18 protein-coding genes and 1 pseudogene are annotated in these 24,519 nt (G+C 70.3%); 11 read left to right on the forward strand and 8 right to left on the reverse strand.

The window, feature by feature from the left end; all coding sequences use genetic code 11:
- Positions 1-7 precede the first annotated feature (7 nt).
- Positions 8-727, forward strand: a complete 720-nt coding sequence (locus D7Y11_RS02955) for an HAD family phosphatase (RefSeq protein ID WP_120574957.1) — start codon at positions 8-10, stop codon at positions 725-727.
- A gap of 28 nt (positions 728-755) precedes the next feature.
- On the opposite strand, the gene D7Y11_RS02960 is transcribed toward D7Y11_RS02955, so the two are convergent.
- Complete coding sequence (locus D7Y11_RS02960) at positions 756-2,813, reverse strand: TonB family protein (RefSeq protein ID WP_120574958.1); 2,058 nt, start codon at positions 2,811-2,813, stop codon at positions 756-758.
- Positions 2,814-3,060: 247 nt separating this feature from the next.
- Here D7Y11_RS02960 and D7Y11_RS02965 point away from each other — a divergent pair, with 247 nt between their 5' ends.
- Genes D7Y11_RS02965 through D7Y11_RS02990 form a run of 6 tightly spaced genes read left to right on the forward strand, consistent with a single transcriptional unit; the run spans position 3,061 to position 10,290 of the window.
- The gene (locus D7Y11_RS02965) at positions 3,061-3,624 is read left to right on the forward strand and encodes a chemotaxis protein CheW (protein WP_121751810.1); all 564 of its coding nucleotides are present in this window, start codon (positions 3,061-3,063) and stop codon (positions 3,622-3,624) included.
- Positions 3,621-5,087, forward strand: a complete 1,467-nt coding sequence (locus D7Y11_RS02970; protein ID WP_120574960.1) for a CheR family methyltransferase — start codon at positions 3,621-3,623, stop codon at positions 5,085-5,087. Before D7Y11_RS02965 ends, D7Y11_RS02970 begins: the two co-directional genes overlap by 4 nt.
- Before the next feature lie 60 nt (positions 5,088-5,147).
- Complete coding sequence (locus D7Y11_RS02975) at positions 5,148-6,734, forward strand: methyl-accepting chemotaxis protein (RefSeq protein WP_120574973.1); 1,587 nt, start codon at positions 5,148-5,150, stop codon at positions 6,732-6,734.
- Positions 6,731-7,144, forward strand: a complete 414-nt coding sequence (locus D7Y11_RS02980; protein ID WP_120566495.1) for a two-component system response regulator — start codon at positions 6,731-6,733, stop codon at positions 7,142-7,144. Before D7Y11_RS02975 ends, D7Y11_RS02980 begins: the two co-directional genes overlap by 4 nt.
- 10 nt (positions 7,145-7,154) lie before the next feature.
- On the forward strand, positions 7,155-7,736 hold the full coding sequence (locus D7Y11_RS02985; RefSeq protein ID WP_120574961.1) for a chemotaxis protein CheW: 582 nt from the start codon (positions 7,155-7,157) through the stop codon (positions 7,734-7,736).
- Between the two features lie 16 nt (positions 7,737-7,752).
- Positions 7,753-10,290, forward strand: coding sequence for a response regulator (locus D7Y11_RS02990; RefSeq protein WP_126932965.1), 2,538 nt, complete (start codon positions 7,753-7,755; stop codon positions 10,288-10,290).
- Positions 10,291-10,383: 93 nt separating this feature from the next.
- Here D7Y11_RS02990 and D7Y11_RS02995 read toward each other — a convergent pair whose 3' ends face one another.
- From D7Y11_RS02995 to D7Y11_RS03005, 3 genes are all read right to left on the reverse strand, one after another.
- Complete coding sequence (locus tag D7Y11_RS02995) at positions 10,384-10,590, reverse strand: hypothetical protein (protein WP_120574963.1); 207 nt, start codon at positions 10,588-10,590, stop codon at positions 10,384-10,386.
- Positions 10,587-11,228 (reverse strand): hypothetical protein, encoded by a 642-nt coding sequence (locus D7Y11_RS03000; RefSeq protein ID WP_126932966.1) that lies wholly within the window; start codon positions 11,226-11,228, stop codon positions 10,587-10,589. Before D7Y11_RS03000 ends, D7Y11_RS02995 begins: the two co-directional genes overlap by 4 nt.
- Before the next feature lie 124 nt (positions 11,229-11,352).
- Positions 11,353-12,297: a histidine kinase dimerization/phospho-acceptor domain-containing protein gene (locus D7Y11_RS03005; protein WP_233607181.1), complete on the reverse strand. Its 945-nt coding sequence runs from the start codon at positions 12,295-12,297 to the stop codon at positions 11,353-11,355.
- A 280-nt stretch (positions 12,298-12,577) separates the two neighbouring features.
- On the opposite strand from D7Y11_RS03005, the gene D7Y11_RS03010 reads away from it, so the two are divergent.
- From D7Y11_RS03010 to D7Y11_RS03020, 3 genes are all read left to right on the forward strand, one after another.
- The gene (locus D7Y11_RS03010; protein ID WP_172813900.1) at positions 12,578-14,653 is read left to right on the forward strand and encodes an alginate lyase family protein; all 2,076 of its coding nucleotides are present in this window, start codon (positions 12,578-12,580) and stop codon (positions 14,651-14,653) included.
- 71 nt (positions 14,654-14,724) lie between these two features.
- The gene (locus tag D7Y11_RS03015; protein ID WP_126932973.1) at positions 14,725-16,044 is read left to right on the forward strand and encodes a nucleotide sugar dehydrogenase; all 1,320 of its coding nucleotides are present in this window, start codon (positions 14,725-14,727) and stop codon (positions 16,042-16,044) included.
- A 93-nt stretch (positions 16,045-16,137) separates the two neighbouring features.
- The gene (locus tag D7Y11_RS03020; protein ID WP_306770410.1) at positions 16,138-17,880 is read left to right on the forward strand and encodes a TldD/PmbA family protein; all 1,743 of its coding nucleotides are present in this window, start codon (positions 16,138-16,140) and stop codon (positions 17,878-17,880) included.
- Here the strand turns inward: D7Y11_RS03020 and D7Y11_RS03025 are convergent.
- Genes D7Y11_RS03025 through D7Y11_RS03035 form a run of 3 tightly spaced genes read right to left on the reverse strand, consistent with a single transcriptional unit; the run spans position 17,877 to position 22,926 of the window.
- A complete protein-coding gene (locus tag D7Y11_RS03025) occupies positions 17,877-20,969 on the reverse strand; it encodes an alpha-amylase family glycosyl hydrolase (protein WP_126932967.1) in 3,093 nt (1,030 codons plus the stop codon). The two genes, D7Y11_RS03020 and D7Y11_RS03025, sit on opposite strands and share 4 nt — an antisense overlap.
- 38 nt (positions 20,970-21,007) lie before the next feature.
- Positions 21,008-21,979 (reverse strand): hypothetical protein, encoded by a 972-nt coding sequence (locus D7Y11_RS03030; protein ID WP_126932968.1) that lies wholly within the window; start codon positions 21,977-21,979, stop codon positions 21,008-21,010.
- 11 nt (positions 21,980-21,990) lie between these two features.
- Positions 21,991-22,926, reverse strand: a complete 936-nt coding sequence (locus tag D7Y11_RS03035; protein WP_126932969.1) for a metalloenzyme — start codon at positions 22,924-22,926, stop codon at positions 21,991-21,993.
- 32 nt (positions 22,927-22,958) lie between these two features.
- On the opposite strand from D7Y11_RS03035, the gene D7Y11_RS03040 reads away from it, so the two are divergent.
- Positions 22,959-24,044, forward strand: a complete 1,086-nt coding sequence (locus D7Y11_RS03040) for a DUF4388 domain-containing protein (RefSeq protein WP_120574968.1) — start codon at positions 22,959-22,961, stop codon at positions 24,042-24,044.
- A 39-nt stretch (positions 24,045-24,083) separates the two neighbouring features.
- Here D7Y11_RS03040 and D7Y11_RS03045 read toward each other — a convergent pair.
- A pseudogene (locus D7Y11_RS03045) lies at positions 24,084-24,519 on the reverse strand (GTP-binding protein); the annotation flags it as partial.

Below are 24,519 nucleotides of genomic sequence, written 5' to 3' on the forward strand. Positions count from 1 at the left end.
TCTGACCGTGGCCGTCGCCTTCTTCGACCTGGACAGGACGCTGCTCGCCGCCAACTCCGCGTCGCTCTGGGTGCGCCGCGAGCTGGCGTTGGGGCACATCTCCCGCTGGGAGGCCCTGCGCGCCAGCCTGCTGCTCGCGCGTTACCACCTGGGCTTCGTGGCCATGCAGGACGTGCTCCTGCGCGCCACGGCGCTGCTCTCGGGCTCCGACGCCAGGGCCCTGGAGGCGCGCTCCGCGGACTTCTACGCGGAGGCCGTGCGCGGGCAGTACCGGCCCGGGGCCCTGCTCGCGCTGGAGGCCCACCGCGAGGCCGGAGACCGACTGGTACTGCTGACCTCGTCCTCGGGCTACCTGTCCGACCTGGTGGCGCGCGAGCTGCGCCTGGACGGCGTGCTGTGCAACCGCTTCGAGGTGGACGCGGCGGGACTGCACACCGGGCGTCCGCTGGGGGCCGTGTGTTTCGGCGAGGGCAAGCGGTTCTACGCGGAGGCCACCGCGAAGGAGGCGGGGGTGCCGCTGTCCGCGTGCGCCTTCTACACGGACTCGTACTCGGACCTGCCGGTGCTGGAGGTGGTGGGGCGCCCGGTGGTGGTGAACCCGGACCACCGGCTGCGCCGTGAGGCGCGGAGGCGGGGCTGGCCGGTGGTGGACTGGGGCGTGCCTTCTGGAGGCGCCACCCCGTCCGTCCCTCCGTCGCCGCCGCTCGTTCCCTCCACCGGCCCTTGAAGGACGCGGTGGAGGCGCGTTGCTTCTTTCAGCGGCGCGGGGACACGAGCCGCATGGTGAACGTGTAGTCCACGTTCGCCGGGCGGCCCTGGTACTGGATGGGCTTGTAGACGCGCGACTGGAGCGAGTCGAGCACCGCCTTGTCCATGTGCTGCACCATCTTCAGGATGCGGCAGTTCTCCACGCGCCCCTTGTTGGTGATGGTGCAGCGCACCGCCACGAGCCCCTCCGCCTTGATGGCGAGCGCCTCGCGCGTGTAGGCGATGTCCCGGCCCTCCTCCAGCAGCGTCGGCCGCTCCATGGCGTCGTTGAAGGGGATGACGGCGTTCGGGTTGACGGGCGCGAGCGCGCCAGTCGTGAGCGACGGCACCGCGAGGCTGCCCGCCGCGCTGACCGGTGCCGCGGCGGACACGCCCACCGCGCCCGGCGCCTTGTCCGTCGTCGTGGCGGGGACGGCCGCGGGGGTGGCCGGGTTCGCCGTCATCATCACCGGCGCCGCGAGTCCACCCGGCGTCGCCGGGGCCACGTTCTCGAAGTCCTCGGGGGTGGAAGCGGTGGCCAGGTCCACGCGGCTCGGGCGCTCACCGCCGCCCCGGCGCTTGGTCAGCTTCTGGGACAGCACCACCTCACCGGAGCCGCCGGTGATGATGGTCTCCGTCTGGTAGCCCTCCAGCGCGAAGGTCAGCTCCGCGGTGATGCTGCCCTCGCTGCCCAGCGGCAGCTCCAACATGAAGGGCGTCACGCCCTTTTCCTTGCCCTTGTAATAGACGCGCGCGCCGGACGGCTGGCTCATCAGCCGGAAGCGCACCTTGCCCGGCGCGGGCGCCGTCGTGGGGGCTTCCGCCACCGGGGCCGGTGCGGCGGGGGCCGTGGCCTGGGTCACCGGCTGCGCGGGCTGCTCATCCGGGCTGCCGCCGCGCAGGAAGAACAGCGTGATGCCCACCAGGCCCGCGACCATCACGCCACCCAGCGCGCCCATCATGAGCGTGCGCTGGCGGGCGCGCTGCACGTCCGCCGGCACCTCCACGCTGATGTCCACCGCGAGCCCACCGTCCGCGGGCTCCGCGTTGCCCACGTTGGCGAACAGCGGGGACGCGTAGGGGCCCGTCGTCGGCGGCGAGGGGTAGGGGCCCGTCGTCGAGGCGCCGCCCAGCCGGCGGAACACGCCGCTGTTGCCGCCCGCGGCCATGTGCGCCTCGCGCAGGCCCTCCAGCACTTCGTCCATCGTCTGGAAGCGCCGCGCCGGATCCTTCTCCATGCAGCGGCGCACCACCATCTCGATTTCCGGCGGCACCGCGAGATCCGGGCGCACGGCCTGGAAGGTGGGGGGCGGTTCCTTGTAGTGGGCGAAGATGAGCTCGATGTGGTCGCGCGCGATGAAGGGCGGCCGGCCCATCAGCATCTGGAACAGCATGATGCCCAGCGAGTACACGTCGCTGCGCGCGTCCGCCACGTTGCGCGCCTGCTCCGGCGCCATGTACTGCGGCGAGCCCAGGAACGTACCGTTCTGGGTGATTTCGGGGCTGACCGGTCCCTCCTGCGGCCCCACGGACTTCACGAGGCCGAAGTCCAGGACCTTCACCAGGTCCTGATCCGCCTCATTGAGGATCATGATGTTCGCGGGCTTGAGGTCGCGGTGGATGATGCCCAGGGCGTGCGCCTCGCGCAGCGAGCGGCACACCTGCTGCGCCACCGATACCGCGCGCGCCCAGGGCAGGGGACCGGCTTGACCCAGCACCTGCTGGAGCGTGCGGCCCTCCAGGTACTCCATCGCGATGTAGTAGATGCCGTCGTCCGTCTGCCCGTAGTCGATGACGGTGACGGTGTTCGGGTGCCGCAGCTTCGACGTCAGCGACGCCTCGCGCAGGAAGCGCTTCTGGAAGCCGGGGTCGCGGCTACTAGGGAAGGTGGGGTTGAGCACCTTGAGCGCGACCACGCGCTCCAAGGGGGCCTGGAGGGCGCGGTATACCTTGCCCATTCCACCGACGCCCAGGGGCTCCAGAATGCTGAAGCGGCCGTTCAACGTCCGGCCGATGAGCGGATCCGTTCCCGGGGCCTCAGGGCTCGGGGAATCGCTCTTGATCATTCGTGTCCCCTAGAAGCTGCGTGCAACATGGTTTCTCCGGCAAAAGCAGCAGCTCCGTATCCAAGCACAACTCGCCGGTGCGGCGCACGCCAAGGGGGTCCGGAATCCACCACGTCGGGGCAAGCGCGACCCCGGTCGTAGGGGGGGATGTGAGTCGCGACCTTCGGGTAAGCCCGCATTGCTTTGGGTGGGGCTCCCGGATTACGGTTTTTCTTCCTGCCTGCCATCCGGCGGGCCGAGTTCTTCGATGGCCGAAACCCCCAGAGTCCCCGTCCCTCCACAGGCGCGCCGGCTCTCCGTGCAACAGCGCCTGAGCGCGCTGGAGGCGGAGCAGAACCAGCTGCGTCAGGAGCTCGTCACCTTGCAGGGCGAGGTCCGCCTGCCGGGCCTCTACCTGACCGTGGAGGCAGGCAACACGACCGCGCTCGTGCCCGCCAGGCAGGTGCAGGAGGTGGTGCGGCTGGTGGCGCTGGATCCGCTGCCCGGCGCGCCGGTGCACGTGTCCGGTTCATTCGTCTACCGCGGCAGCCCGGCGGTGGTGGTGGACGTGGCGCGCCTGATGGGCGTCAAGCGCACGCCGGATCTGGACTCGCTGCTGGTGGTGGTGGACGCGGGCCGCATGGTGGCGCTGCTGGTGGACCGGGTGAAGGACCTGGTGGAGACGCCGGTGCTGGTGGACGGCTCGCAGAGCGGCGAGGAGAAGCTGCCGTGGGACGGCACCGGGCTGATGGCGGGCTTGTGCCGCACGCCGGAGGGCCTGCGCCCGCTCCTGCGCACGAGCGCGCTGCTGAACGGGACGGAGGGCCTGTGAGCGACGGGCTTCTCGACGACGCCACGCTCGCGAAGGTCGAGGAGGTGCTCCAGGGCGCCTGCGGCCTGACGCTCGCGAGCAGCCTGCGTCGCTCGTTGGAGCCCGCGCTGTCCCGCGCGGCGCTGTCGCGCAACCTGTCCGAGACGGCCTTCCTGCGCCAGTTGCTCATTCGCGAGCCGACGGCGGTGGAGGCGTTCATCGAGCACGCCGTCATCGGCGAGACCTACTTCTTCCGCCACCCGGAGCACCTGCGCGCGCTGGCCTCCCGGGCGCGCCTGCACCAGGGCGGCCCGTTCAACGTCTGGAGCGCGGGCTGTGCGAGCGGCGAGGAGCCCTACAGCATCGCCATGGCGCTGATGGACGCGGGGCTGGGCAACGGCGGGCGCTTCCGCGTGCTGGCGACGGACGTGTCCGGCCGGGCCCTGCAGCGCGCGAAGGCCGGTGTGTACAGCCCGTGGTCGCTGCGGCGCATCGAGCCGGACCTGGAGAAGCGCTTCCTCGTTCCGCACCCGGGCTCGTCGGGAAATGACACGCAGCACTCCGTCACTCCGGAGGTCGTGCGCACGGTGGACTTCCGCCGCCACAACCTGGCCACGGACGCGGTGCCGTCCCTGGGCTTCCACGCCATCTTCTGCCGCAACGTCCTCATCTACTTCACGCCGGAGCTGGTGCGCGCGGTGCTGAGCCGGCTGGTGAGCGCGCTCGCGCCGGGCGGGCTGCTCTTCGTGTCGCCCGCGGAGGTGCCGCTCACCAACGGGATGGGGCTGGAGACGCTGGACGTGGACGGCACCCCCGTCCTGCGCATGCCCCTGGAGCAGCTGTGGACCGCGGGCGAGTCCGCCACCGTGTCCCCTCCGCGTCGCGACGCGCCCTCGGCCTTCACCGCCGCCTCGCTCCGCCGGGAGACGCCGGTGCCGGGCAGCTTGCGGATTTCGTCCCGCCGCCCCACGCCGTCCGCTCCCATGGCGGTCTACTCTGCGCGGCCGTCCAGCCCGGCTCCGGTGGCGGACGCCCCGCGTGCCCAGGCGTCCACGCCGGCGGCTCGCGCGGCCCAGGACGCGGGACTGCTGACGCGGGCGCTGGAGGCGGCGCACGCGGGCCACTTCGAGGAGGCGGAGGCGCTGGCGCGCGAGGCGGCGCGGGCGCTGTCTCCGGAGGCGTACCTGCTCCTGGCGATGGTGGCCGAATCGCGCAACGACCTGGACGCGGCGGTGGAAGCGGTGCGCAAGGCGCTGTATCTGGAGCCGCAGCTGGCGCTGGGACATGCGACGCTGGTGGCGCTCTACAGCCGCCTGGATCGGCGCGAGGACGCGGAGCGCGCGAGGCAGAACGCGCTGCGCGCGCTGGATGGATTGGATGACGAGCACCCGCTGCGAGGCGTGGAGACGACGATGACGGCGGGGGGCTTGCGGCAGGCGCTGGCTCCCCGGCCTTCGCAGATGGGCTGGCAGGGCGCGCGCTGAAGTCGTGGGGCGCGCCGGTACACGTGAGGTGGGGACAACGTGGAAGCGAAAGGTTTGAAGATGGCGTCGCCTCAAGGGGCGGATTCGACCAGGCTCAGCCTGCGGACGAAGATCCTCGGGGGCACGGGCATCTTCGGCGTCGTGCTGGTCGGCATCCTGACCTTCGCGTTCTGGATGCAGATGAGCGACGGCCTGCTGGATGAGCTGACCAAGCGCTCGCGCGCGGTGGGCATCGGCATGGCGTTCGCCGTGGGTGCGTCCGCCGCGGCGAACGACGCGATGATGCTCCAACTGGGCACCGACGCGGCTCTCAAGAGCGTGCCGGACATCGCGTACATCGTCATCCGCGACGCGAGCGGCAAGGTGCTGGCGCGCTCCGCGGACGAGCACTTCGCGACCGCCGCCGCCGTGGAGCCCGCGGACGGCGACGCGGTGGTGGACCGCCTGCTGACGGCGGGCACGCTGCCCGTGGTGGAGACGACGGCGCCCATCCTCTTCGGCCCGCCGGGCGGCGCGCTCAAGCGCGTGGGCACCGTGCAGCTGGCGCTGGACCGCGAGGCGCTGGCGGACTCGCTGTCCTCCAGCACCTGGCGCACCGCGGGCCTGGGCCTGCTGGTGCTGGTGCTGGGCCTGCTGGCGGCGGCCGGCATGGCCAGCCTGTTCATCCAGCCGCTGGAGCGGCTGGCCCGCGCGGCGGTGGGCATCGCGGCGGGGGACCTGCGCCAGCAGATCGACACCACCGGCACGGACGAGATTGGCGAACTGGCGGGCAGCTTCGCCACCATGGCGGACGCGCTGGTGCACCTGCTGCACGACCTGCGCGGCGCGGCCACGGACCTGGAGCACGAGGCCGCGGGCGTGCTGGCCACCTCCACGCAGCAGTCCGCGATGGCGCACCAGCAGGCGTCCGCCATCAACGAGACGAGCACCACGGTGGCGGAGATCGCCCAGACCTCCAAGCAGGCCACGTCCTACGCGGACGCGGTCATCGCCCAGACGCAGAAGTCGGAGTCGCTCAGCGCTCAGGGACAGAAGGTCGTCACGGAGAGCGTGGAGGGCATGGAGAAGCTGGGCGAACAGGTGAAGGCCATTGCCCTGGCCATCACCGACCTGAACGAGCGCACGCTGCAGATCAGCGACATCATCGGACAGGTGAAGGACGTGGCGGAGCAGTCCAACCTGCTGGCCCTCAACGCCTCCATCGAGGCGGCGAAGGCGGGCGAGCACGGACGCGGCTTCGCGGTGGTGGCCACGGAGATGCGCACGCTGGCGGAGCAGTCCCGCATGGCGGCCGAGCAGGTGCGCGTGCTCCTGGGTGAAGTGCAGAAGGGCACCCGCCTGGCGGTGACCACGACGGACGAGGGCAGCCGGCGCGCCCAGGCGGCGATGGAGCTTGCGCGCGGCGCGGGCTCCACCATCCTGGGCCTGTCGGAGGTCATCCGCGAGTCGTCCGGGGCGGCGCGGCAGATCGCGGGCAACACGCGGCAGCAGACCATTGGCGTGGAGCAGATCGCCACGGCGATGGGCGAGCTGACGTCCGCCATGAGTGATTCGGTGGAGGGCACCCGGCGCATCGAGCAGGTGGCCGGCAATCTCTCCATCTTGTCGAAGCGCTTCTCTGAACTTGTAGGCAGGTACCAGCTATGAACAGCAACGTGACGGGTGGGGCACGCAAGGCAGCGAAGGTGCTGATCGTGGAGGACACGAAGACCATCACCAACCTCCTGCAGGTCTACCTGATGGGGTGGGGGCTGGACTTCGTGGACGCGCCCAACGGCGCGGTGGGACTGAAGCGGGCGCGCGAGCAGAAGCCGGACCTCATCATCTCCGACGTGCAGATGCCGGAGATGGACGGCTTCGCGCTGTGCGCGGCCATCCGGGGCGACCCGAAGCTGCACGACACGCCCTTCATGCTGCTCACGTCGCTGAAGGACGACGCGAGCCGCCAGAAGGGGAAGCTCGTCGGCGCGAGCGCGTTCCTCAACAAGCCGGTGTCCGTGGACGACCTGCGCTCCAAGGTGCGGGACATCCTCAAGCTGCCGGCCACGAAGTACTGACCGCCCGCCCATGTCTACTGACGACCGCAAGCTGCTGCCCATCGACTTCGACGAGCTGAAGGCCTCGCTCGACGCGGCCCAGATGCTGCTGGAAGGCGCCACCGTCGTGAGCGCCCACAGGCGGCGCGAGGTGCTGCACCAGCGCGCGGTGGCGCTGGCGAACTCGCGCCACGAGACGCGCCAGGAGGTCGTCACGGTGCTCGCCTTCCAGGTGGGCGGCGAGCGCTACGCGGTGAAGATCGACTACGTGGACCACGTGCTGGAGTCGCGCGGGATGTGCTCGCTTCCCGGGGCGCCGCGCCACGTGCTGGGGGCGCTCCTGTCGCGCTCGCGCATCGTGCCGGTGCTGGACCTGCGGCAGTTGCTGGGGCTGGAGGGCGGGGGCATGTCCGACCTGAGCAAGGTCGTGGTGGTGGAAGTGGACGACGAGGCGTTCGGGCTGGCGGCGGAGGTCGTGGACGGACGGCTGGAGTTGCCGCGCGCGGAGCTGTCCCAGCCGCCGCCGGGGCCGTTCCTGTTCCTGACGCCGGACCGGCTCACGGTGCTGGACCTCACACAGCTGGGCAACCCGGCGGCCGCAAGGCGCGGCTAGAGGGGACTGGGGTTTCATGGATCCGCAGTTGCTGCGCAGCATCTGGCCGGTGTTCGCCGCGGAGACGCGCGAACAGATTCAGGCCATCGGGTCGAAGGTGCTGGGGCTGGAGCAGCCGGCCAGCGCCCGCGACGCGGACCTGATGCCGTCGCTGAAGCGCGTGGTGCACAGCCTCAAGGGCTCCGCGGCGAGCCTGGGGCTGGACGACATCGAACGCATCGTCCACGCCATCGAGGACGGGCTGTCCCACGTCGACGTGGATCAGCCCATCTCCCGGGGCGCCGTGGAGGCGATGCTCCGGGGCCTCTCCGCCATCGAGAACGCCCTCAACCGGGGCGACGCGGGTGAACAGCCCGTGGTGGACGGCGTGGGCTCGCTGCTCAAGGCCCTGGGCCACGAAGAGCCGGCCGCCCCCGGGTCCGACGACGCCGCCATCAGCGGCCCGTTGGGCGAGGACGGGCTGAAGGCGCTGGTGGCGCTGGAGACGGCGCTGAGCACGCTGGTGTCCCCCAAGGTGGAGGACCGGGCGGGCGCGGTGCGTTCAGCGGTGGACCAGGCGCACGCCCTGCGGCAGATCGCGGAGGCCGTCCAGGCGGATGCGGTGGCCACGCTGGCGGAGGCCGCGGCGCTGGGCTTCACGCGCATGGAGGAGGGCGGGGACGCGGCGGGACTGGCGGCGGCGGAAGTGGCGGGTGCGCTGGTGGACCTGCGCATGGCGCTGAGCGTGGCGGAGGAGGTTGTCGCGGTCCGCGAGCCCGAGCCTGTGAATCTGACTCCGGCCCCTGCGGCGAAGCCCGCGGCGCGTGCGAGCACTCCGGCTCCTGAGGGCCGCGCCGGGACGGTGGACCGCGCGGTGCGCGTGTCCGTGAAGACGCTGGACTCGCTGGCGCTCCAGGTGGAGCACCTGGTGTCCGGGCGGTCGCAGCAGGGCCGGCGCACGGAGGGCTTCCGGTCGCTGACGGATCAGGCGCACGAGGTGCTGCTGCACCTGGAGCGCGCCGCGTCGCAGCTGGCCATGTCCGGTGGCGGGTCCGCGCTGGAGCCGCTGCGCACGGGCGTGGGCCTGATGCGCACGATGCAGAAGCGCCTGCTGGAGCATGCGAAGGAGGCGCACCGCGACGGTGAGCAGCAGTCGCTCATCGGTCAGGTCATCCGCGACGACCTGCGCGACCTGCGCATGGTGCCGGCCTCGCAGGTGCTGGAGCCCCTGCGGCGCACGGTGCGCGAGACGGCTTCGCGGTTGGGCAAGGAGGTGGCGCTGGAGCTGGGTGGCACCGACGTGCGGCTCGACCGGCGCATCGTGGACGCGCTGAAGGATCCGCTGGTGCACCTGGTGCGCAACGCCATCGACCACGGGCTGGAGATGCCCGCGGAGCGCAAGGCGGCGGGCAAGCAGGAGACGGGCCGGTTGGTGGTGCGGGTGGAGGCGCGGGGCACGCGCATTGGCGTCATCGTGGAGGATGACGGCGCGGGCCTGGACCCGGTGCGCGTGCGCGCGACGGCGGTGCGCCGGGGCCTGATGAACCAGGAGGCGGCGGACAAGCTGTCGGACGCGCAGGCCGCGCGGCTCATCTTCCAGCCGGGCTTCTCCACGCGAGATGAAGTGACCTCCACGTCGGGTCGTGGGGTGGGCCTGGACGTGGTGCTGGCCACCGCGCAGCGGCTGCAGGGCAGCGCGGACGTGGAGTACACGCCCGGCAAGGGCACGCGCTTCATCGTGGACCTGCCGTTGACGCTGGCGGCGGCGCTGGGCCTGCTGGTGCGCACCGGCACCACCATCACCGCGATTCCCTCCGACACCGTGAAGCGCGTGCTGCGGCTGGACGCGGACGACGTGGGCACGGTGGCCGGACGCGTGGTGGCGCGGCTGGATGGCGAGCAGCTCACGTTCCTGTCACTCTCGGAGGCCATCGGCCTGCCGCGCATGCCGCTCGCGCTGGAGTCGGGCCGGCGGCAGACCGCGGTGCTGCTGTCGCTCGGTGAAGAGCGCGTGCTGTACGCCATCGACGAGGTGGTGGGGCAGCAGGAGCTGGTGGTCCGCGCGCTGGGCAAGCACCTGCGGGACGTCACGCACCTGGCGGGCGCGGCGGTGCTGGACGACGGCCGCGTGGTTCCGGTGCTCAACGCGCCGGAGCTGCTGCGCGCAGCCAAGCCGGACACGCGCACCTCCGGTGGTGAGTCCAAACTCCCGCGCATCCTGGTGTGCGACGACTCGCTCACCACGCGCTTCGCCATGAAGTCGCTGCTGGAGATCGCCGGCTACCCGGTGGTGACGGCGTCGGACGGCGAGGAGGCGTGGCAGGTGCTGGAGCGCGTTCACTGCCACCTGGTGGTCAGCGACTGGCAGATGCCCCGGCTGGACGGCGTGGGACTGGCCCGCCGCATCAAGGGCCACCCCATGTTCCGGCGCACGCCCATCATCCTGGTCACGTCGCTGGACAGCAACGAGGACCGCGCGGCCGGTCTGGAGGCGGGCGCGGACGGCTACCTGGTCAAACGCGAGGTGGAGCGCGGCAAGCTCCTGGAGCTCGTGCGCCAGCTGCTGCCGGGCTGAAGCAGGGCAGGGCAGCCTGGAAACGACGACGCCCCGTCCTTCGCCTGGAGCGAGGGACAGGGCGTCTGTTCTTTTCAGCCGCGAGGCGCTTCTTCAGCGCGGGCGGACCCACGCCTTGGGCCAGTCGTCGAACTCGGTGACCTCCTGGTCGTCGACGAGCAGCGTGTACATGGACTCCTCGGGGAAGTCGCCGATGCGCAGGCGCAGTTCCTTGCCCTCCGCCTTGGTGCGCAGCGGGTGGAGCGGGTCCGACGTCTTCACCCACTCCAGCTTCTGCTTCATCAGTTGATCAGCGTTCATAGCTTTGCCTGTGGCTTGGCGTAGATGTTGTCCACGGCCTGGTTGGTACGCTGCGAGCTGTTGATGATCTTGTCGTACGCCTGCGCCTCGCTCAAGCCGCTCTTCTTGGCCTCACCGACGAGCTGGTCGAAAGAGGGGCCGTCCAGACGGCCGTACTTGAAGAAGTCGCGCGCCTTGAGCATCGCGGATTCAAACGTGCCCATGAACTCACGCGCGCCCACGCGGGCCTCGTGGCGGATGGCGTGCGCGGCCTTCGCGCGGTCCGCCAGCGACGCACCCTGCGCCTGGAGCTTCGCGTCGTTCGCAGGGATGCCGGCGATCTGCTGCTTGTACCAGGCGCGGATCTCGGTGTTCGTCGTGGGCTTCTTGGCGCCGCTCGCCTGCGTGTTGTTCACGCTCGCCGCCCCTTCGGGGTTGCGCGGGCGGGTGCGCGACGGGCTGCCGGTGGACACGTCACTCGGCGGCCGGTTGGCCGTCGGGGGCGCTGAGTTCGACCGGGCGGGCTTCGTCGGCGTCGAGGACGGCGACGTCGTCGTGGTGGGCTTCGCATCCACGGAGTTGCTGCGACGCGGCTGCGGCGTCGACAGCGCCGAGTCGGACTTCGTGGAGAGCACGCTCGAGCTTCGGTTGAGCTTCATGGGGGAGGCCTTCGGGGTCAGGAAGGAAAACCGCTTTCCCTTTTATCGCAGTTGCGAGTAGGCGAGTTGCGACCTCCGCCTACCTTTCGCGCACTGGCCCGACGTCTCCCTCCTTCTCATACTCTCAGCAGTGGGCAGGTACGGGGAAGGCGTCATCCCCCGGCAGCACCAGGGTGATTTCCAGGCGGGGCTCCACGGCCACGGCCATCGTGCCTCCCAGCCGCTCCGTGAGCTGCTGGAGCATGGCCTGCGTCCGCGCCGTCAGGGCCGCGCCAGGGCAGGCCTGGACGCGCAGCAGCCACTGGGAGGACTCCTGGGTCGGGCCCAGGTGGACGTCCACCGCTACGGCGCCAACGGTGCCCCTGGCGAGGGTGCGGGCGAGCAGCTCCCAGTCCGCCCGGGCGCCTCTCACCGGTACGGTCCGTTCCGCGGGCAGCGTCAGCGTGGGGGCGGCGCGGCCTCGCGTGGGCGCGAAGGCGCGCGTCAGCACGGGGCGCAGGTCATCCAGGCCCGGCACGGGTGGTGCCAGGCGCCGGTCGATGAGCTCCTTCTGATCCGCGGCGACCTTGGCGATGCGCTCCAGGTAGCGCTGCGCCTGCGGGCCCAGCGGTCCGCCGGTGCCCTTGAGCATCATGTCCACGTAGCCCTTGATGACCATGAGCGGTGTACGCAGGTCATGCGCCGCGCGCGAGCGCCGCTTGTCCTGCACCGCCACGGTGCGCTCCAGGCGCCGCTTCGCTTCCAGCAGCCGGGCCTGTCGTGCGCCCTGGGCCGCCTCGCGCGAATGCGCCGCGAGCAGCGCCGGGGCGAACGTGCTGAAGCGCGCCACCACGCTCCGCTGCGACGTCGTCAGTGGCGCGGGCCATATCTCCATGACAGAGGACCGCTTCGATGCATCCGCGCGACGGGCGGGGACGTTCCCCACCTTCATCACGCAAACGCGTCCTTCATAGAGGGCCGCGCCGGTCGCACCGGTCAGCCGCAAGGACGCCTTGAGGAGAGCCTCCAGGCCCGCGCGCGTTCCTTTGCGCAGCGCCTGCTCGGCCACCGCCGTCAGCGTCGTTTCCATCCTGGCATCGAGGTCGTCCTCGATGCGCCGCCCCATCCAAGCCCCAGCCCGCACGCGCCAAGGAATGGTCATGCCCGTCAAGAGGCGCAATGGCTCCACCGGGGAGCACTTCCGTTCCGCACCAGGCAGCAATCCTTTACCCACGCTGATCACGCCGGGCGGACATTTTTACCGCCGTTCGGGCAGCCCCCTCGAGCCAAACCCTTGCTCTTGCTGGGAAAAGGTTTTGGCCAGCCGCTTGCTATCACCAGCCCACGTCAGGCTGGGCGGGAAGGGGCGGATGGGTACTCTCGATTACTACGCGACGATGGCTCGGATGGCGCCTGGGGCGCTCGCGAAGAGCGCGGTCCGCCGGGTCCAGAAGGTCGCACGGCAGGCGCTGTACCGCCGCCGGGAGCAGGTGGACGAGGCGCAGCTGCTGGAGTCCTTCGGCGCCACCCGCGCCGAGGACCTGGTGACGCTCGCGCTGGATCACCGCACGTCGCGCGCCTGGTGCGAACTGTCGCAGCGCGAGTCCGCTCGCGCCGCCATCCAGAAGCTTCCGGGCGCGAAGGTGCGCACGCTCGAGCGCGCCGAACAGGCGCTCCGTCAGGAGTGGGACGTCTTCGGCATGAAGGTGGCCTTCGGCGAAGGCAAGCCGGTGGACTGGTCCCTGGAGCCGGTGAGCGGCCGGCAGTACCCGGTGGATCCCGTGGAGCGCATGCCGCTGCACGTGACGGGCATGGATCCGAAGTACCCGTGGGTGATGGCCCGGCTGGACAGCGCGCTGGCCCTGGCCCAGGGCGCGTGGGTGGCGGACACCGAAGCGGAGCGCTCGCGCTTCGCCACGGCCTTCGTCGCGCAGACGCTGGACTTCCTGCAGGCGAACCCCGTGGGCATGGGCGTCCATTGGACGTGCCCCATGGAGATTGGCTTGCGCGCGGCCAACATCGCGCAGGCGCTGGTGATGTTCGCGGACGCGCCGGAAGTGCGCCGTCCGGAGTTCCTGGTGCCCGTGCTGGGCGCGCTCGCGGAGCACTGCGCTTGGGTGGAAGCCCACCTGGAGGACACCAGCGCGGTGCCCAACAACCACCTCGTCTCCAACTACGTGGGGTTGGCGGTGGTGGGGCTGCTCTTTCCGGAGCTGCCCGGCGCGCCCCGTCAGGTGGCGCTCGCGGCGAACGGCCTGCGCACTCAAATGGAGGCGCAGGTCCACCCCGAAGGCACGTCCTTCGAGGGCTCCATTCCCTACCACCGCCTGTCGGTGGAGCTGTTCACGCTGGCCTTCCTCGTCGCTCGCGGCGCGGGCGTGTCGATGGGCCCCGCGTACGAAGCGCGTCTGCGATTGATGTTCGTCGCGGCCCGCGCGTGGTCGTCGGAAGCCGGCCTGGCTCCACAGATTGGCGACAACGACAGCGGCCGCGTGTTCCCGTTCCAGGAGCGCGAGGACGGGGATCACAGCTACCTCGCGGGGCTGGGCGCGGCGCTCTTCAACGATGCGGGGCTGGGCGGCGGCGTGTTCCCGGACGAGGCGGCGTGGCTCCTGGGCGACGCGGGCCTGGTGCGTTTCAACGCGCTGCCCGTGGCTCCGGCGCCCGCGTCGGTAAGCTTTTCGGAAGGTGGCTTTCACATCTTGCGCGGCGAAGGGGTCGTGCTCACCGTCTCGGCCGGAAAGCAGGGGCAGCGGGGCGTCGGAGGACACAGCCACAACGACAAGCTTTCCTTCGAGCTTCACCTCGCCGGCCGCCCCGTCATCGTCGATTCAGGCACGGGTTCGTACACGCGGGATCCGGCTCTGCGCAACGCGATGCGGAGCACCGCGGCGCACAACACGCTTCAGGTGGATGGGGCGGAGCAGGCCCCGTTGGATCCGGCGCGGCTGTTCGCGCTGCCGGAGGATGCCCGGGCTCGCGTCGTGGCCTTCCAGCCCGGCGCGAAGCATGACCGGTTGGTGGTGCGCCACGACGGCTACCGCCACCTGCCGGCCCCGGTAGGGATTGAGAGGACTTTCTTCCTCGACCGGCACGTGCGCGCGCTGGCCGTGGGGGACCGGCTCGTCGGAACGGGCCGTCATGAGGTGGTCGGACGTTTGCACCTGCCAGATGCGCAGGCGCGGTGGTGCCAGCCCGCGGCGGAAGTGGTGGCGCGGGCGGGGCGCGTGCAGGAGGGCCCGGAGGCCTTCGATGCGCGGGCCCTGGAGATTGGACCGGCGGATGCACCCGCGGGTTGGGTGCTCTTCGGGCGGGGGTTGGAGACCCTGCTCGTGCCGTCTCGCTACTCGCCCGCGTATGGGCGCGTGGTGCCGGCGGTGTCGGTGGAGTTCCGGAGGCAGCTGACGCCTCCGGCATGGTTGGGGTGGGTGTTCGTCTTCAGGTGATTGGTGTGGGTCGGGACGTGTGAGCCGGCGAGGCCGCACGTCAACTGCTGGGAGTAACGACAATGCGCGTGATGGTTGGCAACCCGTTGCTGGGTCGGATTCAGAATCGGGAAGCGAAGGTGGGCGTGGTGGGTCTCGGGTACGTCGGTCTTCCGCTGGGCATGGCCTTCGCGGAAGCAGGCTTCCCGGTCACGGGGCTGGACGTCGACCAGCGCAAGATCGACAAGATCGCCAAGGGTGAGAGCTACATCAAGCACATCCCCAGCGCGCCGCTGGCGGAGCTCACCAACGCTGGCAAGCTCAAGGCGACCAACGACTTCGCGAAGTCCCGCGAGCTCGACTGCGTCATCATCTGCGTCCCCACGCCGCTGACCGCGTCGCGTGAGCCGGACATGACCTTCATCATCCAGACGGGTGAGGCCCTGGCGCCGTACGTGCGCCCCGGCCAGCTCTTCATCCTGGAGTCCACCACCTACCCGGGCACCACCGAGGAGATCCTCAAGCCCCTGCTGGAGAAGAACGGTCTCAAGGCGGGCGTGGACTTCTTCCTGGCCTTCAGCCCCGAGCGCGAGGACCCGGGCAACAAGGGCTTCAACACCAAGACGATTCCGAAGGTCGTGGGCGGCTACTCGCCCGCGTGCCTGGAGGTGGCGGTCGCCCTCTACGGCAGCGCCCTGAAGGAAGTGGTGCCGGTGACCTCCACGCGCGTCGCGGAGCTCTCCAAGCTGCTGGAGAACATCTACCGCTGCGTGAACATCGCCATGGTCAACGAGATGAAGATGCTCTGCGACCGCATGAACGTGGACGTGTGGGAGGTCATCCAGGCCGCCAGCACCAAGCCCTTCGGCTTCCAGCCGTTCTACCCGGGCCCCGGCCTGGGCGGGCACTGCATCCCCATCGACCCGTTCTACCTGACGTGGAAGGCGCGCGAGTTCGAGTTCCACACCAAGTTCATCGAGCTGGCCGGTGAGGTGAACTGGCAGATGCCCTACTACGTGGTGCAGCGCACGATGGAGGCGCTCAACCAGAACAAGAAGGTGCTCAACGGCGCGAAGGTCCTCTGCATCGGCGCGGCGTACAAGAAGGACATCGACGACCACCGCGAGTCCCCGTCGCTGCGCGTGATGACGCTCCTCAAGGAGAAGGGCGCGGAGATCGCCTACCACGACCCGTTCGTGAAGGAGCTGCACAAGGGCCACGGCTTCAACATGGAGATGAAGTCCGTCCCGCTCGACCCGGAGACGCTCAACCAGTACGACGCGGTGATGATCCTCACGGACCACTCGCACATCGACTACAACGAGCTGGTCCAGCGCTCGAACATCGTCGTCGACACGCGCAACGCGACCAAGGCCGTCACGCAGGGCCGCGAGAAGATCGTCAAGGCGTAAACGAACAGGGCATGCGGGCAGGAGGGTCCTCGCTTCACGCCAGGGTGCGTGAGGGGAGGGCCCTCGCCGCGTTTCTGGCTACAGTGCGTGGCCGTGCCCGGCTCCTCCCGTCCCCTGTTCCCGATGCTCATGGCCGCGTCGCTGCTGATGGGCGCGGCGCCCGCTCCCGACCCTCGCGCTCCGTTGCTGGACGCGATGAGCGCGGAGCTTCAGCGCAACCAGCAGCAGCTCAAGGTGAACGGCCATGAAGCGCCGTACTTCCTGAGCTACGGCGTGAAGGACTACGAGTCGCGGTTGATCATCGCGCGCTACGGAGCGCTGTTCCAGGACGACGACTACCGCGAGCGCAAGCTGGGCGTGGACGTGCGCGTGGGCAGCTACGACTACGACAGCTCGGTGGCGGACTCGCTCGACTTCGGCTTCAGCACCAGCAAGGGCTCCAGCTTCACCGCGCGCAAGGACGGGCCGCAGGACGACTCGCCGCTCGCGCTGCGCACGGCGCTGTGGCTCGTCACGGACGAGAAGTACAAGGCCGCCCTCTTCCAGTACCTGAAGAAGAAGGGTGAGGACGTCTACTCGGTGGAGGACCCCAAGCGCCCCGCGTCCTTCTCCAAGGAGACGCCCGCCACCTACGTGCAGCCGCCGGTGGCGTTCCCTTTTGATCGCCAGAAGTGGCGCAAGCTGGCGCGCGAAGTGTCCGCGCGCTTCAACGCGCACCCGGAGCTGTTCGATTCAGAAGTGCGCATCACCGCGGACAAGGTCACGCGGTTGTTTACGTCGTCGGAAGGCACGCGCCTCATCACGGAGGAGACGCTGTACGCGTTCCACGTCTCCGCGGTGACGCGCGCGCCGGACGGGCAGTTGCTCGACAACTCGCGCAGCTTCTACCTGCCCACGGAAGCGGGGATGCCTGACGAGGCCACGGTCCACGCGGCGGCTCGGAAGGTCATCGACGAGCTGCTCGCGCTGCGGCAGGCACCGGCCATCACCCCGTACGCGGGCCCGGCCATCCTGGCGCCGGAGGCCGCGGGCGTGCTCTTCCACGAGACGCTCGGCCACCGGCTGGAAGCGGACCGGCAGGACGGCGACACCGACGGCAAGACGTTCAAGGGACAGGAGGGGAAGCAGATCCTCCCGGCCTTCCTGTCGCTGCGGGATGATCCGTCCCGGCGCGAGGTGAACGGCGAGCCGCTCAACGGCTACTACCTCTACGACGAGGAGGGCGTGAAGGGGCAGCCGGTGAGCCTGGTGGAGAAGGGCGTGCTCAAGGGCTACCTGATGAGCCGTCACCCGGTGGAGGGCTTCCCCAAGTCCAACGGCCACGGGCGCGGCCAGGGCACGCTCCAGCCGGTGGCGCGCATGGCGAATCTGTTGGTGGACAGCACGAAGCAGGTGAGCGACGCGGAGCTGAAGAAGCTGCTCGTCGCGGAGGCGAAGCGGCAGGGCAAGCCGTACGGGCTCATCATCCGAGACATCACCGGCGGCAACACCAACACGTCCAGCTACGGCTACCAGGCCTTCAAGGGCGTGCCGCGCATGGTGTACCGCGTGGACGTGAAGACCGGCGAGGAGACGCTGGTGCGCGGGGTCGAAATCGTGGGCACGCCGCTGTCGTCCGTGAACCGCATCCTCGCCACGGGGCAGAAGCTGGGCGTGTTCAACGGCTTCTGCGGCGCGGAGAGCGGCAACGTGCCCGTGTCCACCGTGGCGCCCGCGGTGCTGCTCCAGGAGCTGGAGCTGCAGCGCACCATGGAGGGCAAGGACCGGCCGCCGCTGTTGCCCAGCCCGGCCGCCCCGCAGAAGGGGACGGCCGGACCGGAGGCGAAGAAGGACTAACCGACCTTCTTCAGCACCACGTAGCCGGCGGCGGGGATGTTCACCGGGGTGTTCCCGCCGTTCAGCGTGGCGCCGTAGTTGCCGAAGTTGCCGCCGCCGTACACGGAGGCGTCGCTGTTCAGCACTTCCTTCCACTGGCCCGGGGGCAGCGGCAGCGAGTAGCCCTCCAGGTTCTTCTGGTTGAGGCTGCCCACCACGAGGAACTCCTCGTTGCCCGACTTGCGCGTGAAGGCCATCACGCTGTCGTCGTTGTGGGTGTAGACGCGCTTCACCTCCGCCGCCGCGCTGAAGGCGTCGCTGCTGTTCCGCAGGCCGATGGAGTCCTTGTAGAAGCTGAAGGACTGCCGGCGGGTGACGTCCAGCATCGCGTCCTTGCGCTCGGAGGCGGGCAGGGCGGCCACTTCCGAGAACAGCTTCTTGTCGTCCGCGGAGAAGGCCTTGTACGCGCTGTCCTTCGCGCGCGCGTCCGGGGACAGCTCGAAGAGGCGCTCGTAGGTGGCCTTGGTGGTGTCGTTGAACGTCACCTTGCCGAAGTCCACGCCCTGGCCCACGTCCTGCCAGCTCCAGTCGCTGTCCCAGGTGGACGGGTTGCCCCACTTGAAGTCGTTCTGGGCGCCGAACTCGTCACCCTGGAAGAACATGGGGATGCCCGGGCCGGCCATGCCGATGCCGGCGGCGAAGCGGGCGGCGCCGCGCGACCAGTTGTCCGGGAAGTCGGTGGCCTCCGCGCCCTCCGCGGTGTTCATGGTGCGCTCCGCGTTCCCCACCTCGTCGTGGTTGCTGATGATGGACAGCGCGTGCTTCCAGCCGTCCAGGCCGCGCGGGTTCGTCATCAGGTTCACGAACGCGTCCACGTCCGTCTTCATCCCGCGCGAGGCGGCCTGGATCAGGCCCGGCTTGCTGTTGTCGCGCACCAGCCGGTGCTGGAACTCCGTGTACCACTGGGCGTCGAAGCCGCCGCCCGTGCCGTCCGACTTCGCCGGACGCGAGATGTCCGGCTCGTAGTCGAACTGCTCCGCCACGGTCCACGCGTCCGGGTTGATGAAGTGCACCTGGCGGTTGATCTCCCGGAGCATCTCCCAGCCGTCCTTGCCGCCCGTGCCCTTGATGGGCTCCGTGAAGTCGAAGCGCAGGCCGTCGAACTTCAGCTCGGCGATCTGCTGCACGGCATGGTCCACGAACAGCTGCTTCACCTGCGGCGTGTTGTACGCGGGCACGGCGCCCCACGGGGTGTCGCGCTGCTCGAACTGGCCGGGCTCCTTGGACCAGTTGAAGTAGGGGTTGCTGGGGCCGCCCACGTTCCACAGGCCGTTGTGGTCGCCGAAGACGTGGTTGTAGACGACGTCCGACACCACGTTCAGGCCCTTGCCGTGGGCCGCGTCGATGAAGCGCTTGAGGGCCTCATCGCCCTCCACCCACTGGCCCGTCTCGTCCTCGAAGCCGAAGGAGCTCTCCGTGGCCAGGCTGTTGACGCCCAGGTAGCCCCAGTTGCGCGCGCCTTCCACTTCGTTGGTGGGCAGCAGCTCCAGCGTGGTGACGCCCAGCTCCTTGAAGTAATCCAGCTTCTTGATCAGGTCCTCCATGGTGGAGCGGTTGGCGTTGCCCGCCTCGCCCAGGAAGCTGCCCGGGTGGAGCTGGTACACCACCCACTTCGACGGATCCTTCTCACGCGGGACGTCGTCGTTCTTGAACTGGAACGTCGTGGGGTCGGTGAGGATGGAGCCGCGGAAGGACACGCCGCTGCCCGTGGTGATGAGGTCGCTCCACGGGTCGTTCTCCGCTGACGCCAGGCGCTCCGTGTCGGAGAGCTTGCCGTCGTTGTTCACGTCGTCGCGCAGGTGGAGCTTGCCCTGCGCGTCCTTGTCGAACACCTGGAACTCGTAGCGCAGGCCGGCCAGCTTCTCCGGATCATTGACGAGCGCGGTCCACGCGCCGGCCTGGTTGGTCATCTTGATGCGGCCGTCGTCGGTGACGTTGCGCGACCAGAAGTCGTTGAGCTTCCCGCCGTGCAGCTTGTCGATGAGCGTGTCGTCGAACTTGCCCAGGCGCTCCTGGAGCTGCTGCTTGTTGAGCGGGTTGCCGTCGCCGTCCTTGAGGATCAGGAACGCGCTGTCCGCGTCCTCCGCGCTGTCGATGTCGAAGCGCATCAGGCCGGTGGCGCCGGTGAAGTAGCGGTCCACCTCCTTGCCGCGCGTGGGGTCCAGGTAGAGCCGGTCCAGGCCGCGCTGCTCGCCCATCATCCGGCGCGCGTAGGGGTCCGGCCGGTCGCTGACAGCGCCCGTGGAGTCCACCACCTCGTAGACGTAGGCCTTGCCCTCCATCTGGGCCCACGCGCCCTTGGCCTGCGTGGTCCAGTTGCCGCCCTCGTCGCGCGTCATGGGGATGCGCTGCTCGCGGCCCTGCTTGTCCGTCACCTTCACCTGCACGGCCCGCGCGTCCGGCGCCCAGAACTTGAAGTTCACGTCCTGGCCGGACTTCTGCGCGCCCATCGTGTGGTACGTCGTGGGCGAGTACGACGCGGTGGACTTGGACAGGTCCAACTTGAGGTTGCCCTCGCCCATCACCGCCCACTGGTCCTTGCCGGACGGGCCGTCCACGCTGACGCCCCACTCCCAGTTGCGAGCCAGGCCGTCGTCCGCCACCTTCACCGTGGCCTCGTACTTGCCGTTGCCCAGCGACTTCATGGGGATGCCGCCAGAGGACCACTGCGCGTTGTAGCGGCCGTCCGTGTCCCAGCTGCCCTTGAGCTTCGGGTTGGTGAGCTCCGCGTGAGGGCCCGCGTCGTACGTGAACGTGATGGTGCGCGTGGTGGGGTTCGCCACCGTCGCGCCGTTCTTCACCGCGGACGTGGGCGCGGCGCCCAACAGCGCGCTCGCGTTGGCGGAGCGGGCCAGGTTGCCGGTGCCGGCCACCGGAGCGCGAGCGCCCGTCGCCGGAGCGGACTCGAAGCCGGACTGGTTGCGCTTCGCGGCGGCGGCCTTCGCGGCGGCGGCCCTCTGCCGCTCGGCCAGCGTGGCGGCATCCGTGGTGGTGTTACCCGTGGTGGGGGACGAGGTGGGTTTCGGGCGGTTGATTTTCGAATCGGTCACGGGGGAGACCTCCGGCGGCCCACGCATAGCGGGCTTGCTCAACTTGTCGGGCTTGGGGCCACCGGAGTTGTGTCCGGGGGCGCGGAAGTGGGCGAATGTGGGGTAGATGGTGCTGGGGGCTTGGGATTCCCAGGAATTCCGCGCCCTTCCGGGCGTGGAAGGACCAGGGGTGGGGTCAGCCGGCCCCCCTTGAAGCCCCTCAGGTACACGTAGCGGCGGAAGTCGCGGAGGAAGGCGTCCACGGGCAGCCCGATGGCCTCCAGGAAGCCTCCGGTGAAGTCCTGGCCCCTGCGCATGGCGGCGAGGACGCCCCGGATGCGCGCCTCTCCGTAGCGCTCCATGAGGAAGGTGAAGGCGTGGTGGGCGGCGCCGTAGACGGTGGCGTTCTCGGTCTCGTAGAGCGACTCGGCGCGGGCGAGCGGATCCGCCTGGGGGTACTGGTGGAGGAAGCGGGACAGGTCCTCCAGGCTGGGGACGCGGTAGCCCTGGCCGGCGGTGTACGAGGCCATGCCCTCGCTGAACCAGATGGGGATGCCCTTCTTCGTCCAGTCCGACATGGAGGCGGACGCCTGCCACATGAGGCTGTGGGTGAGCTCGTGCAGGAGCAGCTCGTCCACCTGCTTCTGGGTGGCGCCGGCGCGCGTCCAGGTGCGGGGGCTCTGGACCTCCACCTGCTCGTAGCGGGCCCAGGCTCGCAGGAAGTCGTAGCCGGAGCGGCGTGCGGCGCGCTCCAGGGCGGCGTGGTTCGGGTGGATGACCAGGGTGACGGGCTCCTGGAAGGTGCCCCAGCGGGCCAGGCCTGGCGCGGCGTTCTCCACGGCGCGGCGGACCATGTCCGCGGCCTGGGTGTCCTTCGCGGAGTGCTCGAAGAGGAACTCACCGCCGGGCAGCGCCAGCGTGGCGGTGGGGCTGTCGGCCTTCTTCGGCGCGGCGGCGCACGCGGAAAGGAGGACCGTTACCGCGAGCAGGGCGGGCAACAGGCTCCATCGTCCGGTACCGCCCACCCGCATCCTGCGTCCCTCTAGTTGGCCCCGAGCCAGCGGATCACCGAGCGGCCCACGTCCGCGACGGTGGAGAACGACGCTACCTCCGGGGCGGAGGGGCCGAAGTAGAGCATGGGCACGGCGTGCACGGTGTGTCCTCGAACCGACAGGTCCTCCACGTTGCCGTGGTCACTGCACACCAACACGCGCGCGTCGTGCGGGCGGGTGGCCGCCACGGCGCGCAGGAAGGCGTCGAAGGTGTCGAGCGCCAGGCGGGCGGCCGTGAAGTCCTGGGCGTGGCCGGCCTCGTCGGCGAGGTAGTGCTCGAAGAAGGTGAAGTCCGCCTGTCCGGCGATGCGCCAGAAGAGGGCCGCGGCTTCTCCGGGCGTGCGGTGGGGCACGTCCAATCCGTATGCGCGCGCGGCGACGCCAGTGATGTCGTGGGTGAGGCCGTCGCCGGCCCGCGCGTCGTCCAGCGTGCGCAGCGGTTCGTCTCCCGCGGCGAAGGCGAGCTTGGCGGCGGAGGGGCGCACCTTGCGCGCGGCGCGCTCCGACAGGGTGAACTCCGGTGGGGACGTGGACGGGCGCCGGGGAACGCCGAGCGCGTCCAGGTATGGCGCGGGGTACGCGTTGGCGAAGGTGGCGGTGCGGCCCGCGGCCTTGAGGCGCCGCACGATGGAGCGCTCCGCGAGCAAATCCCGCAGGGCGGTGTTGGGGTAGCCCAGCACGTGGCCGCCCACGAGGACGGGGGCGGGGTCTCCGGTGAGGATGGCCGTCTGGTTGGAGGCGGACTGGGGCCGGCCGGGCACGCCGAAGGTGGGGTCCACCGGAAGGCCTACGCCGCCATGGGGCAGGGCGGGGGCGGGGGCGTCCTGGAACCAGGCCAGGAGGTGGTCTCGGTCCGCGAGCGGGTTCACGGCCGGGTCTTTCCGTCCGATGCCCACCCCGTCGATGAACAGGACCGCGACGCGCACGGCCTGGGACTGTATCCTCGAATCCGACACGCATGGCCATCCACGGCGACCTCTTCAGCTACCCGCTCCCCGAGTTCCTTCAATGGCTGGACAGCTCCCGCAAGACGGGGACGCTCCAGCTGTCGTGGGAGGCAGGCGAGCGCAAGTTGTTCCTCTTGTCCGGCCAGGTGGGCGCCACCGCGAGCGAAGGCCTGCGCGGACGGGTGGCCCGCCTGCTGTCGCTGCCGAAGCTGGCGGCGGGCACGCGCGTGCTGGCGGCGTTCGACGAGCTGGCGCGCACGCCGGACGTGGACGCGGCCTTCGACGCGCACGGTGTGCAAGCGCGGTGGGTGCGCGACCTGGGCCGCGAGGAGTTGTTCGCGGCGATGACGGACCTGACCATCGCGGGGCAGGGCACCTTCCACTGGACGGAGGACGCGGACCGCACCGGTGAGGACTGGGTGCCGTCCGACATGAGCATCCGCGAGCTGCTCTTCGAGTCCCTGCGCTGGGTGGACGAGCAGGGGGACGTGGACAAGGCGCTGCCCATCGACGCGCTGAGCGTGAAGGCGCTGTCGCCGCCCAGCCCCAGCCAGCCGCTGATGCACCGGATCATCCTGGCGCTGACGACGACGCCGCAGAACCTGGGGCGGCTGCGGCTGTCCATGGGCGTGTCGCGCTCGTCGGTGACGCGCCGGGTGCACGAGCTGCTGCGCGCGAAGCTGGTGGAGGTGGATGGCGCGCCACAGGTGGAAGCGGATCCGGTGGCGGAGATGCTGGAGAAGGGCGCGGTGCTGATGCGCGAGGGCCAGTACGACGCGGCCGGCATCGTGTGCGCGTCCCTGCTGGCCAGCGACCCCGCGGACCGGCGCGTGCGCGAGTTCGCGCGCCTGGTGCAGCGCGAGCACGTGGCAGCGCTCTACGCGGACCTGCCGCCGCTGGTGGTGCCGCAGCTCATCCAGGCCCCCCATGCGATGGTGATGCTCAAGCCGGAGGAGCGGCAGATCGCCGGGCTCGTCAGCGGGACGTGGGACGTGTCCACGCTGGTGCTGGCCAGCCCCGCGCGAGAGCTGGAGACGCTCAAGACGCTGGCGAAGCTGCACCGCATGGGGCTGTTGCAGCTCACGCTCCCGCGCTGAGCCCTTGGGGCACGGCCCGGGAGCCGTGCCCCATGCGAATCACCCGGCGGTCGGAAGCCCCACGGCGTTGAGTCGCACGAAGACCTGCATGAGGACGTAGAGCGCGAACGCCGCGTCATCCACGCGCAGCTGCGGCAGCGTGGACAGCCCCTGCAGGCGCAGCAGGTCCGAACCATCCACGTGCAGCAGGAAGGCCTGCTGGGCCAGGGAGCCTTCACCGGCGAACGCCATGGCGCGGCGGACGGCGTCGGTGCAGGCGGTGACGCAGGTGGTGTAGTCCCCGGCGGTGAAGGCGGCCTCCGCGGCCCGGGCGTGGTCGAAGAGGTCCCCCGGCGCCAGCGCGCTCGTGGGCCCCAGGAGCTTGCTGCCCGTGTTCGGCGCCACGGCCACGGCGGGCATGGCGGCGGGCTCCACGCGAGGCGGAGCGGGCGTCGTCAGCGTGCGGGGCACGGGCGTGGCCGGGATGTTGGCGGCC

It is taken from the genome of Corallococcus sp. AB018, assembly GCF_003986945.1.
GTDB lineage: Bacteria > Myxococcota > Myxococcia > Myxococcales > Myxococcaceae > Corallococcus > Corallococcus exiguus.

Excerpts from the sequence above, each read along its gene's own strand:
- D7Y11_RS02960 (WP_120574958.1), bottom strand. The coding sequence starts at position 2,813 with ATGATCAAGAGCGATTCCCCGAGCCCTGAGGCCCCGGGAACGGATCCG.
- D7Y11_RS02965 (WP_121751810.1), top strand. The coding sequence starts at position 3,061 with ATGGCCGAAACCCCCAGAGTCCCCGTCCCTCCACAGGCGCGCCGGCTC.
- D7Y11_RS02975 (WP_120574973.1), top strand. The coding sequence starts at position 5,148 with ATGGCGTCGCCTCAAGGGGCGGATTCGACCAGGCTCAGCCTGCGGACG.
- D7Y11_RS02980 (WP_120566495.1), top strand. The coding sequence starts at position 6,731 with ATGAACAGCAACGTGACGGGTGGGGCACGCAAGGCAGCGAAGGTGCTG.
- D7Y11_RS02985 (WP_120574961.1), top strand. The coding sequence starts at position 7,155 with ATGTCTACTGACGACCGCAAGCTGCTGCCCATCGACTTCGACGAGCTG.
- D7Y11_RS02990 (WP_126932965.1), top strand. The coding sequence starts at position 7,753 with ATGGATCCGCAGTTGCTGCGCAGCATCTGGCCGGTGTTCGCCGCGGAG.
- D7Y11_RS02995 (WP_120574963.1), bottom strand. The coding sequence starts at position 10,590 with ATGAACGCTGATCAACTGATGAAGCAGAAGCTGGAGTGGGTGAAGACG.
- D7Y11_RS03000 (WP_126932966.1), bottom strand. The coding sequence starts at position 11,228 with ATGAAGCTCAACCGAAGCTCGAGCGTGCTCTCCACGAAGTCCGACTCG.
- D7Y11_RS03005 (WP_233607181.1), bottom strand. The coding sequence starts at position 12,297 with ATGGAAACGACGCTGACGGCGGTGGCCGAGCAGGCGCTGCGCAAAGGA.
- D7Y11_RS03010 (WP_172813900.1), top strand. The coding sequence starts at position 12,578 with ATGGGTACTCTCGATTACTACGCGACGATGGCTCGGATGGCGCCTGGG.
- D7Y11_RS03015 (WP_126932973.1), top strand. The coding sequence starts at position 14,725 with ATGGTTGGCAACCCGTTGCTGGGTCGGATTCAGAATCGGGAAGCGAAG.
- D7Y11_RS03030 (WP_126932968.1), bottom strand. The coding sequence starts at position 21,979 with ATGCGGGTGGGCGGTACCGGACGATGGAGCCTGTTGCCCGCCCTGCTC.
- D7Y11_RS03040 (WP_120574968.1), top strand. The coding sequence starts at position 22,959 with ATGGCCATCCACGGCGACCTCTTCAGCTACCCGCTCCCCGAGTTCCTT.